The sequence below is a fragment of the Mycobacterium sp. UM_Kg1 genome (assembly GCF_000972925.1).
Lineage (GTDB): Bacteria > Actinomycetota > Actinomycetes > Mycobacteriales > Mycobacteriaceae > Mycobacterium > Mycobacterium hiberniae.
On the sequence record NZ_JRMK01000027.1, the window covers coordinates 1 to 15,545 of the forward strand.

14 protein-coding genes are annotated in these 15,545 nt (G+C 66.8%); 6 read left to right on the plus strand and 8 right to left on the minus strand.

All coding sequences use genetic code 11. The features are described from left to right. The coding region (locus LI92_RS06475) for a glutamine synthetase beta-grasp domain-containing protein (RefSeq protein ID WP_046317252.1) at positions 1–308 on the minus strand (308 nt) is incomplete at its 3' end. A gap of 262 nt (positions 309–570) precedes the next feature. Between LI92_RS06475 and gltB the strand changes: the two genes are divergently transcribed. Together gltB and LI92_RS06485 are read left to right on the plus strand one after the other, a co-directional pair. Then, positions 571–5,175 carry a glutamate synthase large subunit gene (gltB, locus tag LI92_RS06480; RefSeq protein WP_046317254.1) on the plus strand — a complete coding sequence of 1,535 codons (4,605 nt, stop codon included), beginning with the start codon at positions 571–573 and terminating at the stop codon, positions 5,173–5,175. Further along, on the plus strand, positions 5,168–6,619 hold the full coding sequence (locus tag LI92_RS06485) for a glutamate synthase subunit beta (protein ID WP_046317256.1): 1,452 nt from the start codon (positions 5,168–5,170) through the stop codon (positions 6,617–6,619). Before gltB ends, LI92_RS06485 begins: the two co-directional genes overlap by 8 nt. Positions 6,620–6,634: 15 nt before the next feature. On the opposite strand, the gene LI92_RS06490 is transcribed toward LI92_RS06485, so the two are convergent. Genes LI92_RS06490 through LI92_RS06510 form a run of 5 tightly spaced genes read right to left on the minus strand, consistent with a single transcriptional unit; the run spans position 6,635 to position 10,917 of the window. Then, positions 6,635–7,459 (minus strand): ABC transporter permease, encoded by an 825-nt coding sequence (locus tag LI92_RS06490; protein ID WP_082109589.1) that lies wholly within the window; start codon positions 7,457–7,459, stop codon positions 6,635–6,637. After that, positions 7,456–8,625 (minus strand): ABC transporter substrate-binding protein, encoded by a 1,170-nt coding sequence (locus tag LI92_RS06495; protein ID WP_046317260.1) that lies wholly within the window; start codon positions 8,623–8,625, stop codon positions 7,456–7,458. The genes LI92_RS06490 and LI92_RS06495 overlap by 4 nt, the downstream gene beginning before the upstream one ends. Continuing rightward, on the minus strand, positions 8,622–9,365 hold the full coding sequence (locus LI92_RS06500; RefSeq protein WP_046317262.1) for an ABC transporter ATP-binding protein: 744 nt from the start codon (positions 9,363–9,365) through the stop codon (positions 8,622–8,624). The genes LI92_RS06495 and LI92_RS06500 overlap by 4 nt, the downstream gene beginning before the upstream one ends. Beyond that, entirely contained in the window at positions 9,341–10,387 is a 1,047-nt protein-coding gene (locus LI92_RS06505) for an acyl-CoA dehydrogenase family protein (RefSeq protein ID WP_046317264.1), read from the minus strand. The genes LI92_RS06500 and LI92_RS06505 overlap by 25 nt, the downstream gene beginning before the upstream one ends. Beyond that, positions 10,384–10,917, minus strand: a complete 534-nt coding sequence (locus LI92_RS06510; protein WP_046317266.1) for a DUF4242 domain-containing protein — start codon at positions 10,915–10,917, stop codon at positions 10,384–10,386. Before LI92_RS06510 ends, LI92_RS06505 begins: the two co-directional genes overlap by 4 nt. 94 nt (positions 10,918–11,011) lie before the next feature. Between LI92_RS06510 and LI92_RS06515 the strand changes: the two genes are divergently transcribed. Further along, positions 11,012–11,593, plus strand: coding sequence for a TetR/AcrR family transcriptional regulator (locus LI92_RS06515; protein ID WP_046317313.1), 582 nt, complete (start codon positions 11,012–11,014; stop codon positions 11,591–11,593). Positions 11,594–11,708: 115 nt separating this feature from the next. Next, positions 11,709–11,900, plus strand: coding sequence for a hypothetical protein (locus LI92_RS22950; RefSeq protein ID WP_152665361.1), 192 nt, complete (start codon positions 11,709–11,711; stop codon positions 11,898–11,900). A gap of 62 nt (positions 11,901–11,962) precedes the next feature. Here the strand turns inward: LI92_RS22950 and LI92_RS06520 are convergent, their stop codons facing one another. Further along, a complete protein-coding gene (locus LI92_RS06520; RefSeq protein ID WP_046317268.1) occupies positions 11,963–12,820 on the minus strand; it encodes an LLM class F420-dependent oxidoreductase in 858 nt (285 codons plus the stop codon). Between the two features lie 113 nt (positions 12,821–12,933). On the opposite strand from LI92_RS06520, the gene LI92_RS06525 reads away from it, so the two are divergent. Further along, the gene (locus LI92_RS06525; protein WP_046317270.1) at positions 12,934–13,356 is read left to right on the plus strand and encodes a hypothetical protein; all 423 of its coding nucleotides are present in this window, start codon (positions 12,934–12,936) and stop codon (positions 13,354–13,356) included. Positions 13,357–13,363: 7 nt separating this feature from the next. Here the strand turns inward: LI92_RS06525 and LI92_RS06530 are convergent, their stop codons facing one another. Beyond that, positions 13,364–13,999 (minus strand): TetR/AcrR family transcriptional regulator, encoded by a 636-nt coding sequence (locus LI92_RS06530; protein ID WP_046317272.1) that lies wholly within the window; start codon positions 13,997–13,999, stop codon positions 13,364–13,366. 76 nt (positions 14,000–14,075) lie between these two features. Between LI92_RS06530 and LI92_RS06535 the strand changes: the two genes are divergently transcribed. Further along, entirely contained in the window at positions 14,076–15,545 is a 1,470-nt protein-coding gene (locus LI92_RS06535) for a flavin-containing monooxygenase (RefSeq protein ID WP_046317273.1), read from the plus strand.

Consider the following 15,545-nt stretch of genomic DNA (forward strand, 5'->3'; position numbering starts at 1 on the left):
TCACGCGAGTAGGGCTCGCGGGTGAACGGGTCATGGACGAAGAAGTTCAGGTTCAGCGTCTTGGCGGCCCGGAACGGGTCGATGCGGGCCGTCTCCGGGTCGGGCAGCAGCAGCATGTCCGATTCGTGGATGGACTGGAATCCACGGATCGAGGACCCGTCGAAGGCCAGCCCGTCCTCGAAGACACTCTCGTCGAGCGCAGACGCCGGGATCGAAAAGTGCTGCATGACCCCCGGCAGGTCGCAGAATCGAATGTCGACGTACTCGACCGACTCGTCGGCGACGAGCTTGAAAATATCGGCGGCCATGTGGGTCTCCTTCGGGTGCAGGCAGCCAAACCATAAGCAGCACACATTTCCTGGACATCATCCAGTTATTGCGACGGCGTTACGCAACCTTCACGACAGCATCACACCCAGCGAACTAGCACGTTTGCTGGGTGGGGGTATATCGTTGCGGTGCCTGTCGAGATTTTTCAGGCAGAACGCCGTTCAACGTCGCACGGATCAATCCCCTAGACCGCTTGTCCCTATGGGTGAGCGGGCTGGGCCGTGCGAAGGGTCAGGTGAAATGGCACCCAGTCGGGTGGGGCTCTACAACCCCGCGTTCGAACATGACGCGTGTGGGGTTGCCATGGTGGTGGACATCCATGGCCGGCGCAGTCGCGACATCGTGGACAAGTCGATCACGGCGCTGCTCAACCTGGAGCATCGAGGTGCTGCCGGAGCCGAACCGAACAGTGGTGACGGGGCCGGCATCCTCATCCAGATTCCCGACCGGTTCTTTCGTGCGGTAACCGACTTCGAACTGCCGCCCGAGGGCAGCTACGCAACCGGGATCGCCTTCTTGCCGCAGTCGGCCAAGGAGTCCGCGGCAGCCTGCGTCGGCTTGGAGAAGATCGTCGAGGCCGAGGGCCTCCAGGTGCTCGGCTGGCGCGAGGTTCCGATCGACGACTCGTCGCTGGGCGCCCTGGCCCGTGACGCGATGCCGGGTTTCCGTCAGCTGTTCATCGGCGGAGCGTCCGGGATGGCTCTGGAGCGCCGCGCCTATGTGGTGCGCAAGCGCGCCGAGCACGAGCTGGGCAGCAAGGGCCCCGGGCAGGACGGTCCGGGACGTGAATCCGTGTACTTCCCAAGCCTTTCCGGTCGCACGATCGTCTACAAGGGCATGTTGACCACGCCGCAGCTCAAGGCGTTCTATCTCGATCTGGCCGATGAGCGCATGGAAAGCGCGTTGGGCCTCGTGCATTCGCGGTTCTCCACCAACACCTTCCCGTCGTGGCCGCTGGCGCATCCGTTCCGCCGCATCGCGCACAACGGCGAGATCAACACCGTGACCGGCAACGAGAACTGGATGCGGGCCCGGGAGGCGCTGATCCGCACCGATGTCTTCGGCGCCGACGGCGACCACCGCAGTGCTGACAAACTGTTCCCGATCTGCACCCCGGGGGCGTCCGACACAGCCCGCTTCGACGAGGTACTCGAGCTGCTGCACCTGGGCGGCCGCAGCCTGCCGCACGCGGTGCTGATGATGATCCCGGAGGCCTGGGAACGGCACGAAAGCATGGACGGCCCGACCCGGGCGTTCTACGAGTACCACGACTCGCTGATGGAGCCGTGGGACGGCCCCGCGTCGATGACCTTCACCGATGGAACCGTGGTGGGGGCGGTGTTGGACCGCAACGGCCTGCGGCCGTCCCGGATCTGGGTCACCGATGACGGGCTGGTCGTGATGGCCTCCGAGGCCGGGGTGCTCGACCTGGACCCCGCCACCGTCGTCGAGCGCCAGCGGTTGCAGCCCGGCCGGATGTTCTTGGTGGACACCGCCGCCGGGCGGATCATCTCCGACCAGGAGATCAAGTCGACGCTGGCCGCCGAGCGCCCTTACCAGCAGTGGATCGACGAGTGCCTGATCGGGATCGACGAGCTTCCCGCCGGTGACGCGCCCCGGATGGAGCATCACCGGGTTTTGCTGCGCCAGCAGATGTTCGGTTACACCAACGAAGAGCTCAACCTGGTGCTCGCACCGATGGCACGCACCGGCGCGGAGCCGATCGGATCGATGGGCACCGACACCCCGGTGGCCGCGCTGTCGGCTCGTCCGCGCCTGCTGTTCGACTACTTCCAGCAGCTGTTCGCCCAGGTGACCAACCCGCCGTTGGATGCCATCCGCGAAGAGGTGATCACCAGCCTGCAAGGTGCGCTCGGGCCGGAGGGCGACCTGCTCAACACCGGCGAACCCACGTGGCGTCAGGTGGTGCTGTCCCAGCCGATCTTGAGCAACGCCGACCTGGCGAAGCTGTTGAAGTTGCAGCCGGACCAGCGGATCGGCTCTCGGGGGCCGCACGGCCTGTCCACCGCGGTCATCAGGTGTCTGTACCCGCCCGCCGCCGGCGGGGCCGGCCTGCGCACGGCGCTGCGGCAGGTGTGCGAGCGTGCGTCGGCGGCCATCGCCGAAGGCGCCAGCTTCCTGGTGATCTCCGACCGGGAGTCCGACGAGACCCTGGCTCCCATCCCGTCGCTGTTGGCCACCGCCGCGATACACCACCATCTGGTCGCCGAGCGCACCCGTACCAAGGTGGGCCTGATCGTGGAGGCCGGTGACGCCCGCGAGGTGCATCACATGGCGGCGCTGATCGGGTTCGGCGCTGCAGCCATCAACCCGTACCTGGCATTCGAGTCCGTCGAGGACATGCTCGACCGGGGCCTCATCGAGGGTCTGGACCGGGAAAAGGCACTGGCCAACTACGCCAAGGCGGCGGCCAAGGGAGTGCTGAAGGTGATGTCCAAGATGGGCATCTCGACGCGGGCCTCCTACACCGGCGCCCAGTTGTTCCAGCCGATCGGTATCTCCCAGGACGTGCTCGACGAGTACTTCACCGGGTTGTACTGCCCGATCGGTGGCATCACGCTCGACGACATCGCCGCCGATGTCGCGGTCCGGCACGAGTTGGCCTACCTCGACCGTCCGGAAGAACGGGCGCACCGGGAGCTGCCGGTCGGCGGCGAATACCAATGGCGCCGCGAGGGCGAATACCACCTGTTCAACCCGGAGACGGTGTTCAAACTGCAGCACTCCACCCGCACCGGGCAGTACGAGGTGTTCAAGGAATACACCAAGCTGGTCGACGACCAGAGCGAGCGGCTGGCGACCCTGCGCGGCCTGCTGCGCTTCAAAGCCGGCCAGCGTCCGCCTGTTCCGATCGACGAGGTCGAGCCGGCCACCGAGATCGTCAAGCGGTTCGCCACGGGCGCGATGAGCTACGGATCGATCTCAGCCGAGGCGCACGAGACACTGGCGATCGCAATGAACCGCATCGGCGGGCGGTCCAACTGTGGCGAGGGCGGCGAGCACTCCGACCGCTTCCTGCCCGACGCAGACGGTTCCTGGCGGCGCAGCGCGATCAAGCAGGTCGCCTCGGGCCGATTCGGCGTGACCAGCGACTACCTGGTCAACTGCACCGATCTCCAGATCAAGATCGCGCAAGGGGCCAAACCCGGTGAGGGCGGCCAGCTTCCGGGTAACAAGGTGTATCCGTGGGTTGCCGAGGTCCGCCATGCCACGCCTGGTGTCGGACTGATCTCGCCACCCCCGCACCACGACATCTACTCCATCGAAGATCTCAAGCAGCTGATCCACGACCTGAAGAACGCCAACCCCGAGGCGCGTATTCACGTGAAGCTGGTCGCCGAGAACGGTGTCGGCACGGTGGCGGCCGGGGTCTCCAAAGCCCACGCAGACGTGGTCTTGATCTCCGGGCACGACGGAGGTACCGGTGCGGCACCGCTCACCTCGCTCAAGCACGCCGGTGCGCCGTGGGAGCTCGGGCTGGCAGAAACCCAGCAGACATTGCTGCTCAACGGCCTTCGGGATCGCATCGTGGTCCAGGTGGACGGCCAGCTCAAGACCGGCCGCGACGTGGTGATCGCCGCGCTGCTGGGTGCCGAGGAATTCGGTTTCGCCACCGCGCCTTTGGTGGTGTCGGGCTGCATCATGATGCGGGTCTGCCACCTGGACACCTGCCCCGTCGGGGTGGCAACCCAGAACCCGGAGCTGCGCCGGCGGTTCACCGGCCAGCCCGAGTTCGTCGAGAACTTCTTCTGGTTCATCGCCGAAGAGGTTCGCGAGTATCTGGCCGCGCTGGGATTCCGCAGCATCAACGAGGCCGTCGGCCAGGTGGAGGCGCTGGACACCACTTTGGCGCGGGCGCACTGGAAGGCCCACAAGCTGGACCTCGCACCGGTTCTGTACCAGCCGGACTCGGCGTTCATGAACCAGGACCTGTACTGCACTTCGGCTCAGGACCATGGACTGGACAAGGCCTTGGACCAGCAGCTGATCGTCATGAGCCGCGAGGCTCTCGATTCCGGCACCCGGGTCGAGTTCACCAGTGATATCTCCAACGTCAATCGGACGGTCGGCACCATGCTCGGCTACGAGGTGACGAAGGCCTACGGTGCCCAGGGTCTGCCTCCGGACACCATCAACATCACCTTCACCGGTTCGGCCGGGAACAGCTTCGGCGCGTTCCTTCCGCCCGGCATCACCCTGCGGGTCTTCGGTGACGCCAACGACTATGTCGGCAAGGGTCTGTCCGGCGGCCGGATCGTGGTCCGGCCCCCGCTGGACTCGCCCGAGGGTTACGCCGCGGAGGACAACATCATCGGCGGCAACGTGATTCTGTTCGGTGCCACTTCCGGTGAACTGTTCCTGCGCGGCGTGGTCGGCGAGCGGTTCGCGGTCCGCAACTCCGGTGCGGTGGCGGTGGTCGAGGGCGTCGGCGACCATGGCTGTGAGTACATGACCGGAGGCAAGGTTGTGGTGCTGGGCAAAACCGGCCGCAACTTCGCCGCCGGGATGTCCGGAGGAGTGGCCTATGTCTACGACCCGGACCGCGAACTGGGTGGCCGCCTGAACACCGAGATGGTGGACCTCGACACGTTCGACGATTTCGACGCCGAAGATGTTGAGTGGCTGCGTTCGGCGCTGAACGCGCATGCCACGGCTACCGACTCGGTCCCGGCACAGACGATCCTGGCCGACTGGGCCAACCGTCGACGGGACTTCGTCAAAGTGATGCCGCGCGACTACCGGCGGGTGCTCGCCGCGGTCGCCGAGGCGAAAGCCAGCGGCACAGATCCCGAGGAGGCGATTATGGCGGCGGCTCATGGCTGACCCGAGAGGATTTCTGAACAACACCCAGCGCATCCTGCCGTTGCGCCGGCCTGTCTCCGAGCGGTTGCAGGACTGGAACGAGGTGTACCAGGACTTCGCCGAAGACACGGTGCGGCAGCAGGCCGGACGCTGCATGGATTGTGGTATTCCGTTCTGCCACAACGGATGTCCCCTGGGAAACCTGATCCCGGAGTGGAACGACCTGGTGCGCACGGGTCGGTGGCGGGAGGCCTTCGACAGGCTGCACGCCACCAACAACTTCCCGGATTTCACGGGTCGCCTGTGTCCCGCGCCGTGTGAGCCAGCTTGTGTGCTGGGCATCAACCAGCCGCCGGTGACCATCAAGCAGGTCGAGTACGAGATCATCGAACGCGGCTTCCGGGAGGGCTGGGTGGAGCCGATTCGGCCGTCGGTCCGTACCGGAAAGTCGGTTGCGGTGGTGGGCTCCGGGCCGGCGGGGCTGGCCGCGGCCCAGCAACTCACGCGCGGCGGCCACGATGTGACGGTTTTCGAGCGCGACGACCGCATCGGCGGTCTGCTGCGTTACGGCATCCCGGAATTCAAGATGGAGAAGCGCATCCTGGACCGGCGTCTGGAGCAGATGGCCGGCGAGGGAACGACATTCAAGACAGGTGTGAATGTCGGTGTGGATCTGACCGTCGAGCAGCTGCGTGCCGATTTCGACGCCGTGGTGCTGGCCGGCGGCGCCACCGCCTGGCGGGACCTGCCCATCCCGGGCCGGGAGCTCGACGGCATCCATCAGGCGATGGAATACCTGCCTTGGGCCAACCGCGTTCAGGCCGGTGACCTGACCGAGCCGCCGATCACCGCCGAGGGCAAGAAGGTGATCATCATCGGCGGCGGCGACACCGGGGCCGACTGTCTGGGGACCGCGCACCGCCAGGGCGGGACCTGCGTGCACCAGTTCGAGATCATGCCTCGCCCCCCGGAGATCCGGGACCCCTCCACTCCGTGGCCGACCTACCCGCTGATCATGCGGACCACCTCGGCGCACGAGGAGGGCGGGGAGCGCGTGTTCTCGGTCAACACCGAGGCATTCCTCGGGCGCGACGGTCGCGTGACGGGTTTGCGGGCCCACGAGGTGCGGCGCCGCAACGGCGGGTTCGAGAAGGTGGAGGGCACCGACTTCGAACTCGAAGCCGACCTGGTGCTGCTTGCCATGGGCTTCGTCGGGCCGGAGCGCTCCCCGCTGCTGGCCGATCTGGGAGTCGAGTTCACCGAACGCGGCAACGTGGCCCGCAATGAGGAGTTCGCCACCGGGGTGCCTGGTGTGTACGTCGCCGGTGACATGGGCCGCGGCCAGTCGCTGATCGTCTGGGCCATCGCCGAAGGACGGGCTGCCGCAGCATCGGTGGACCGCTACTTGATGGGCCGGACGGCCTTGCCGGCCCCCATCACGGCCACCGCGGCGCCGATTCGCTGAATCGGCGCCGCGGCGTCAGCCGGCGGTGGCGCGCCGCGGTGCGAGAAGCAGCCGGGCCGCCAGGTCGAGCAGGTAGCCCAGAACGCCGATGACGGCGATCACCGCGACCACCGACGCGTAGTCGAGCTGATCGCGGGCGTTGAGGATCTGGTACCCCAGGCCGGACCGCACGCCGAGCATCTCGGCCGGCACCAGCACCACCCAGGCGATGCCCAGGGCCAGCCGCAGACCGTTCTGTACCTGCACGCGGACCCCCGGCAACACCACTGCGGTCAACTGCTCGAACCGGCTGGCGTGCAGCGACTGCGCGACGTGCAGGTAACCCGGGTCGATGGCGTGCACGCCGGCGACTGTCCCCAACAGCACCGGCCAGACCGCCGCCGCGGCGATCAGGAAGATCACCGGCTGGCTGCCGATACCGAACACCGCCACGGTGATCGGCGTCCACGACAGGGGAGAGATCATCCGCAGGAACGCCACCAGGGGGCTTGCCGCGCGCTCGGCGGTGCGGCTCAGTCCGATGAGCAGGCCCGCCGGGATACCGACCAGTGCCGCGATCAGCAGGCCGATCACCAGCCGGTAGAGGCTCACGGCGGTGTCGGGCACCAGCACACCCCGGCCGAGCAGGTCTCCCAGCGCCGCCAGGACGTGCTGGGGCGCGGTCTGGCGCAGCAGTGATTGTGGGGTGCACAACGCGGATGTCGCCGCCCACCACAGCGTGATCGCGACGCCAACGCTGGCGACCGGCGGCCAGAACCTCTGCCACCACCGCGACCGTCCGCCGGCGTCGGAGGAGGCCGGCTCCGGGCGGTCGCTGCGCTGCACTGCATTGCTCGTCATGAGGTGGCCACCTGTTCTACTCGATGCAGTGATTCGGGCAGTCCGAACGCGGCCGGCCCGCCGCGTCGCGCCAGCGCGTCCCGGACGAACTGGTCGTCGACGAGGTCGTCGTGCACCCGGGCCGGATCCAGCCGATCCAGGAAACGCCGATCGCCGTCGATGAGCGTCTCGCCCATGGCCTCCACCAGGCGGTGGGTGAAGCTGGGGAAGGGAAACGGGGTGTAGCCCAGCCGCTGCGGTTGCCAGTCGGGGTGGATCAGCGGATACGGCGGAGGGGGGTAGGTCAGGGCCAGCTGCACCGCCGGCACAGGTTGCGGTAGGTAGCGCCCGCCGCCCAGGGCCTTGGCTGCGCCGGCCCGGTCGGAGTTCAGCAGCAGCTGCGCGCCGACGACGGCATCGGTCACCTGCGCAACAGCGTTGGGCCGCTGGGCGATCACGTCCTCACGGGTGATCAGCGCGCAGCAGGCGTGATCACGCCAGACGTCGCCGAGAAAGGTGTGGATACGGCCGATCTTCTTGATCGAGGCGACCGCGTTGAACGGATCTGCGACCACGTAGCCGCCGATCGAACGGTTGGCCAGTGCGGGCACCATGTCCGACGGGCTCATCACGATCAACTCGACGGTGCGTGCGGCCCGAGAAGCGCTGCGCCGCAACACTGGGCGAAGTCCGTGTGCGCGTAGCAGCTGCTGCACAACGATGTTGTGAATGGACCACCAGAACGGGATGGCCACCTGGGTGCCGGCCAGGTCGCTCAGGTCTTCGATGTCGGGTGCCACGGTCAGCGCCGAGCCGTTGGTGTGATTCCAGCCCAGGACCCGCACGCCGCCGCCCAGGGCGTAGCGCAGTTGCACGGCCATCGGCATCAGCAGGTGGACCACGTCCACCCTGCCGGTGACGAACGCCTCGGCCAGTGCTGCCCAGCTGCGGAACAGCACCGGTTTGGCGGAACTGACCACCCCGGCCGGATACAACGCGGCGCTGTGCGCCAGCAGCAGGGGGGCCGCGTCGGTGATCGGCAGGTAACCGATGCGCAGCGGACCACCGGTGTCGGACGCGCGCGCGGCGGTGGCGCTGCGGGCCAGATCGCCGATCCCGAGGAGGCCGCCGGCCGCTGCGGCCGAGGCGGCGCCGAGCAGCAGACGCCGGCGTGTCAACGCTGTCACGACCGCACTCCACCGGCGACGGTGCTGCGGTCGGCGTCGTAGCGCGCCAGAATCTCCTGGCGCACAACGCTCAGTCGGTCTGGGGTGCCGGTGCCGAGCGTCCATTCGTCGCGCAGCTGTCCATCGGCGCCCAGCAGCACGATTCGCTCGGCCAGCCGCAGCGCCTCATCGACATCGTGGGTGACCAGTACCACGGTCACGCGCAGTTCGGCGGCCAGCTGGCCCAGCCAGCCCTGCAGGTCGGTGCGGGTGGTCGGGTCCAGTGCACTGAACGGCTCGTCGAGCAGCAGCAGCCGCGGATTGGTGGCAACCGCGCGCAGGATGGCCACCCGCTGCGCCTGCCCTCCGGAAAGCTGATCGGGATAGCGATCGGCCAGCTGGTCGACGCCGAAGCGCGCCATCAACTCCGCGGCGCGCGCCTGGTCGAACTCCGCCCGGTGCGCGGCGAAGCGCCGAGCGTAGGTGACGTTGTCGGCGACGCGCAGCCAGGGCATCAGGAGCGGTCGCTGGAATACGACACCCGTGCGCGGCCGGTTGCCGTCGGAATTCCAGGTGACGGTGCCGCCGTCCAGCGTCTCGAGGCCGGCCAGTATCCGCAGCAGCGTCGACTTGCCGCTGCCGCTGGCGCCCAGGACGGCGACGAACTCTCCGTCACCTACCGAGAAGTCGATATTGCGCAGTACTGCGACGGAACCGAATCGCTTGCTGCCCTGGGTTACTCGAACCGACTCAGTTCCCACCGCAGTTGTCCTTCCGAGGGCGATTGGATGGGGAGAAAAGCCGCTTCCCGAAAGCGCCGGTTGGCTGCGCTGCGGCTTGCATAGCCGGCGCCACCGGCCAAGGTCGATTCCAGCCGGGTGGCGTTGACCGCGGTGGTCGCGGCGTCCAGGCGCAGCCGGATGATGTCGGCCAGGTCCGCGTCGGGCGATCGGCCGGCCAGCGTGTACAGCGTGGCACGCAGCTGGTGGAGCTGCTGGCCGAGCTCGGTGCGTTCGAGGGAAAACAGTTGTGCCAGTTTGCCTCGGCTCTGGTGCGCACCGTCTAGCGCGGCGCCGGCCACTCCGACGCAGAATGCGGTCTGCAACAACAGAAAAACCGGCCGAATTGTGCTGACGAAGCCCGCCATGTCCCAGGTCAGAATCTGCTCGGGCCGCACGGCAACGTCGTCGAGGTGCAGGGATGTGGAGGCCGTGGCGCCCAAGGCCATCAAGGTGGGTGCCGGATTGACCGTGATACCGGGAGTATCCGCATCGACGAGCGCGACGAGGGTGGCTCCATCGGGCCGACGTGCCGGCAGCACGATCAGGGAATCGTCGAAGACGTTGGAGGCCCAGTGAATCGGCCCGGAGATTCGCAGGTCGTCGTCGGCACCGTCGGCGATCAGCGGCACAGGGCCCAGTCCGGCGACTTGTTTGAGTCCGGCGGCCATCGCCGTCACTCCCGGTCGGTCGCCGTTGCTCAACTCGACCAGGCGGCCCGCGCGCGCCGGAGCCGGAGCGTGGGCCAAGTAGGTGACCGCCATGGTGTGCGCCCATAACGAGAATCCGACCGCCAGACTCGCCGCCGCGGTGCGTTCGATGGTCGAAACCAACTCGGGCAGACCGTCGTCGCGCAGCGCCGCGGCGAAGAAGCCTGCCGAGCCGAACCGGGCCAGGTCGGCGCGGACGTCGAATTCTCCGGCGTCGAGTCCCTCGGCGCGCTCTGCCACGGTCGCGGTGAGATCGGCCAGCGCGGTGGGCACATGACGCACCGGTGTGCTCACCGCGGTCCGCCTTCGAGGCGGTAGAGCCGGTCGATGGGGGGGGTCACGGCCTCACGGGCGCGGCGGACGGCGGCCTCGTCGGGGGCGTCGTAGAAGCACAGGCACTTGTCCATGTCTTCGCGCACGTAGGTGCGCAAGAAGGTCACCTCCGGGACATCGGCGTACTTGGGTGCCTTCGCCTTCTTGCGGGCAAGGTAGGTGTCCATGTCCAGATCCGCGGGCAGGTCCCATTCGACGAGGTAACCGGCGGCGGGGCGGATGGCCTTGAGCTGCGCGAGGTCGGCGCCGACCAACCGTACCGGGTGGGGGCCACTGACCTCGGCCGCCGACAACGTCGCCGCGTCGACCGATGGGGCCTGACAGGTGCCGAATTCGGTGATGGCGAAGACCCGTCCGGCCGCACCGGTCACCTGGGCCTCGATCAGCTCACCGCCGTCCCGCTGGACGAGGCTGTCGAGTTCCTTTATCGCACGGTCGGCTTCGGCGCGGTCGTGACGCAGCGGGGCGATCTCGTAGAGGTACAGAGTCATGGGGTGTCCTTTCGCCGTCGATCGCCATGACGGTGCCAGTGATAGACAGCCCTGTCTATTGAAGATGCTGGGTTAGTCTGCTGCCATGACGGGCATGACCGGATCCCGGCGCGGGGACGCCATCGGCGCCGCGCGCGGCACGTCTGCGGCTCAGCGGCTTCTCGACACTGCAACGGAACTCTTTGCCGCACAGGATATTCGGGAAGTCGGCATTGACCGAATCCTGGCGGAGGCAGGGGTGGCGAAAGCCAGCCTCTACAACCTCTACGGCTCGAAGGACGCACTGGTGCTGGCGTATCTCAATGCTTTGGATCAGGCTGATCGCAAGCGATACGACCGCGCTGCGGCGCGGTTGCGCGATCCGGTCGAGCAGATCGTGCTGTTCTTCGATCTGGCTGCGGTAGCGGCCAGAAGGCGCCGCTACCGCGGATGCCTCTACGTCAACGCCGCGGGGGCCTACGCGGGCGTTGACCTCGAGCCGGTGGTGGCCCACCGCCGTTGGATGCGCGAGACGCTGGCGGGGGTACTCACCGAAGCCGGGGTCGGGGAACCGGAGCAGCGGGCCGGTGAGGTGCAGCTGCTCTATGACGGTGCGCTGGTCGGCTCCAAGGTCGAGCGGTCGGTTGCGCCGATCATGCGGGCGCGCCGACTGGCCCTGCAGCTTCTCGGCCACTGAATCCCATGAGTCACTTTTTCAACTTCTGCCCCAACGACCGGCGCGTCGCAAGATGTTTGCCGTGAGGCGGGTGTCTAATGGACAGCTATGTGATCCACGTTAACAGAGTGTTAACATGGTTCGCATTGATTCCAATCTGGTCCGATCCGGGGCGGGGGACAGCGCCGTGTACACAAACCCGATATACCGATACCGGATGGGCCGTATGGCCTGGTCACTGCTGCGACATCCGCGGAGAAGCCGTGAGTTCCCGGCCAAGCACGAGCGCCTGATCACCGCCGACGAACTCGTCCGCTTCGCCACGTAGGCTGCGCTGCGAACGGGGGGTTCGAAGCTTCAGCGGCCGGCGCAGGGGTTTGCTGGACGTGATCATTTCGCAACCGAAGCCAACAACCCGGAATCTCGGATCGCTTCGGCCATCGGTTCCAGCACCGCAGGGTCATGGGGCGTCGGCAGGTAGATGATCGCCAGGTCGAGTCCCACCGCGCCCAGGGCGGCGGCCTCGTCGAGCACCCGGCTGTAGTCCAGGTCTGGCTGCAACCGGACGTGCGCCGACAGCAGGTGGTCCGGTTCGCGGCCGATGTCGGCACAGTGGGCGGCCAGCACCTCGCGCTTTCGGGCGAACTCGGCGGGCGTGCCACCGACGAAATTCCAATGCTGCGCATAACGCGCCGCGATCTTCAGGGTGCGCTGCTCGCCGTTGCCGCCGATGCAGATCGGTGGATGGGGGCGCTGCGGACCTTTGGGCTCGTTGCGGGCGTCGGTGAGCTGGTAGTAGGTACCGGAGAACGTGGTGGTCGGTGCGTTCAACAAACCGACGAGAACCTGGCAGGCCTCCTCGAACCGGTCGAAGCGCTCGCCGATACTGCCCAACTCGATCCCATAGGCGCCGGATTCCTCCTCATTCCAGCCCGCGCCGATACCGAGCTCGAGCCGGCCGGCGGAAATGATGTCGAGGGCCGAGGCCATGTTGGCCAGCACGGCGGGATGGCGGTAGTGCACACCGGTCACCAGGGTTCCCAGGCGCAGCCGCGTGGTGGCCTGCGCCAGGGCCGTCAGGGTGGTCCAGCCTTCCAGGCACGGACCGGTCGGGTCGGAGAAGATCGGGTAGAAGTGGTCGAAGGTCCAACCGGACTCGTAGACGTCGATATCGTCCGCGGCTCGCCAGACGGCCAGCATGTCGGCCCAGGTGGTGTTTTGGGGCGAGGTCTTGAACGCAAAGCGCATCTCGCCGAGCCTAGCGGTGTCGCTGGTCTTGGGGGCCGGGCGCGGTCAGCACACGGTGTTTCTTCGCCGCGGCGCGCAGCCGCCTTCCGGCGAAGTAGGCTCAGCCGGTGGTTATGAGTCTGGACATCGACACCAAGGTGACCTTGCTGTCGGCCGGTCTGATCTTTCTCCTGGCGCTGGGCCTGGGGGTCTGGAAGTACCAGCAGATCGCCGCCTCAGAGGATGGTCATGCGCACGTATACGTCGACATCGCGCACCGGGCGGCGCTGATGTATTCCTTTGCCGCCTTGCTGGTGGCGGTCTTCGTCGAACTGAGCGGTTGGCCGACCTGGGTCAACATGACCGCGGCGATGGTGATGGTGACCTTCTTTGTCGCCGCCATCGGCAGCTACATGCTGCACGGCGTATTGCGCGACACCACAAATCAATTCAGGTCGGGCAGTTGGCAGCTGCGCCTGGGGATGGTGCTGCTCATCGTCGGCGAGATAGGCGGATTCTCGGTGTTGCTGGCCGGTTTCGGCGCGTCCCAGTTCTAAGCGGAGCTCAGTACGTCGGGCCGTAGATGCTGTTGACCCAGACGTGGGTCAGTGTGTCGACCACCTGGTCGTGCGGCACCGACGGCTCCTCGGCCAACAACGCGGCCATCATGGTGCGTTCGTTCATCTGGTTCAGTGACGTGGCAAGGTCCATGGCGTCGATGGTCGCCGGTGCGGCGCCGCGATCACGTTCGGCGGTGATCATCGCAGCGGTCTGCTGGATCCACTTCTGCATGAAGCCGTTCCACATGGCCCGGAACTCCGGGCTGGTGGCCAGCGCCTCGGTGCCGGCGCGAGCTATCGCCCGGTGCGAGGTGAATGCGAGGAAGAAGGCCTTGATGCCGCTGCGCCAGATCCGGCGCGGGTCGCTGGGCAGACGTTGCACCGCCCCCTCGAACTCCGAGTCGGCGGCGGCGATGAGCGGCTCCAGCAGGGAGAGCAGCACGGCGTCCTTCGACTTGAAATAGAAGTAAAAGGTCGGCCGCGAGATGCCTGCGCCCCTGGCCAGGTCGTCCACCGAGATTTCGGCGAGTGCGCGCTGTTCCAGCAGCCGTTCGGCGGTGGCCAGGATCGCCTGTTCGCGATCGTCGCCGGACGGCCGGGTCCCGCGACGTCCGTGACGGGTCGCATGGGGGCTGGCCATGGCGGCTACTTTACACCACGTCGACTTAATCAACAGAGTGTTGACCATCTCAACGCACCGTTGATAACGTGGCGTCATGACTGAACACCTCGATGTTGTGATCATCGGCGCGGGGATCTCCGGCATCAGCGCTGCCTGGCACCTGCAGGATCGTTGCCCGAACAAGAGCTACGCCATCCTGGAAGGCCGGGACAACCTCGGCGGTACCTGGGATCTGTTCAAGTACCCGGGCATTCGCTCGGATTCGGACATGTTCACCCTGGGCTTCCGGTTCAAGCCGTGGCGCTCGGCGCAGGGGATCGCCCAGGGCCCCGACATTTGGAACTACATCAACGAGGCCGCTGTCGAGAACGGCATCGACAAGAAGATCCGTTATCGGCACCGGGTGGTAGCGGCCGACTGGTCTGACGCCGACAACCAGTGGACGATCACCGTCGACAACGACGGCAAGCAGGAGCAGATCACCGCATCGTTCGTGTTCGCCTGCAGCGGCTACTACAACTACGACGAGGGCTACTCGCCGGAGTTCCCGGGCTCCGCGGACTTTGCCGGAACCATCGTGCACCCGCAGCACTGGCCGGAGGACCTGGACTACACCGGCAAGAAGATCGTGGTGATCGGCAGCGGCGCCACCGCGGTGACCCTGATCCCCGCGCTGGTCAACTCCGGCGCCGGGCACGTGACCATGTTGCAGCGCTCGCCCACCTACATCGGCGCGCTCCCGCTGGTCGACCCGATCGCGGAGAAGGCCAACCGCTACCTGCCGGACAAGGCGGCGCACTTCGTCAACCGGTGGAAGGCGATCGGCTTCAGCACCGTGCAGTACCAGCTGGCGCGGAAGTTCCCGAAATTCATGCGGAACACGCTGATGACCATGGCCAAGCGCCGGCTGCCGGAAGGCTTTGACGTGCAGAAGCACTTCGGGCCGCGGTACAACCCGTGGGACGAGCGGCTGTGCCTGGCGCCCGACGGCGACCTGTTCAAGGCCATCCGCCGCGGTCAGGCGGATGTCGTCACCGACACGATCGACACGTTCACCAAGACCGGGATCCGGCTGAACTCCGGCCAAGAACTCGACGCCGACATCATCATCACCGCGACGGGCCTGAACATGCAGCTGCTGGGCGGTGCGACGCTGCTGCGCAACGGCGAGCCGATCGATCTGCCCAAGACGATGACCTACAAGGGCCTGATGTTCTCCGGGGTTCCCAATGCGGCGGTCACCTTTGGCTACACCAACGCGTCGTGGACGCTCAAGGCCGACCTGGTCTCGGAGTTTGTCTGCCGCGTGCTCAACTACATGGACGACAAGGGTTTCGACAAGGTCGAGCCGCAGCACCCCGGTGCCGCGGTGAAGGAAGAACCGTTCATGGACTTCAGTCCCGGCTACTTCCGCCGCGCGATGGCCGAGCTGCCGCGGTCCGGTTCGGAAGCGCCCTGGCGGCTGAAGCAGAACTATCTGTTGGACCTGCGGCTGATCCGGTACGGCAAGGTGGACGAGAAGTCGCTGAAGTTCAGCAAGCACCGGGCGACGGTGAGCGCCTAG

Bases quoted from the DNA above. Each gene is read 5' to 3' on its own strand.
- LI92_RS06520 (WP_046317268.1), bottom strand. From the start codon at position 12,820: ATGCGCTTTGCGTTCAAGACCTCGCCCCAAAACACCACCTGGGCCGAC.
- LI92_RS06530 (WP_046317272.1), bottom strand. From the start codon at position 13,999: ATGGCCAGCCCCCATGCGACCCGTCACGGACGTCGCGGGACCCGGCCG.
- LI92_RS06515 (WP_046317313.1), top strand. From the start codon at position 11,012: ATGACCGGATCCCGGCGCGGGGACGCCATCGGCGCCGCGCGCGGCACG.
- LI92_RS06510 (WP_046317266.1), bottom strand. From the start codon at position 10,917: ATGACTCTGTACCTCTACGAGATCGCCCCGCTGCGTCACGACCGCGCC.
- gltB (WP_046317254.1), top strand. From the start codon at position 571: ATGGCACCCAGTCGGGTGGGGCTCTACAACCCCGCGTTCGAACATGAC.
- LI92_RS06485 (WP_046317256.1), top strand. From the start codon at position 5,168: ATGGCTGACCCGAGAGGATTTCTGAACAACACCCAGCGCATCCTGCCG.
- LI92_RS06525 (WP_046317270.1), top strand. From the start codon at position 12,934: ATGAGTCTGGACATCGACACCAAGGTGACCTTGCTGTCGGCCGGTCTG.
- LI92_RS06490 (WP_082109589.1), bottom strand. From the start codon at position 7,459: ATGACGAGCAATGCAGTGCAGCGCAGCGACCGCCCGGAGCCGGCCTCC.
- LI92_RS22950 (WP_152665361.1), top strand. From the start codon at position 11,709: ATGGTTCGCATTGATTCCAATCTGGTCCGATCCGGGGCGGGGGACAGC.
- LI92_RS06535 (WP_046317273.1), top strand. From the start codon at position 14,076: ATGACTGAACACCTCGATGTTGTGATCATCGGCGCGGGGATCTCCGGC.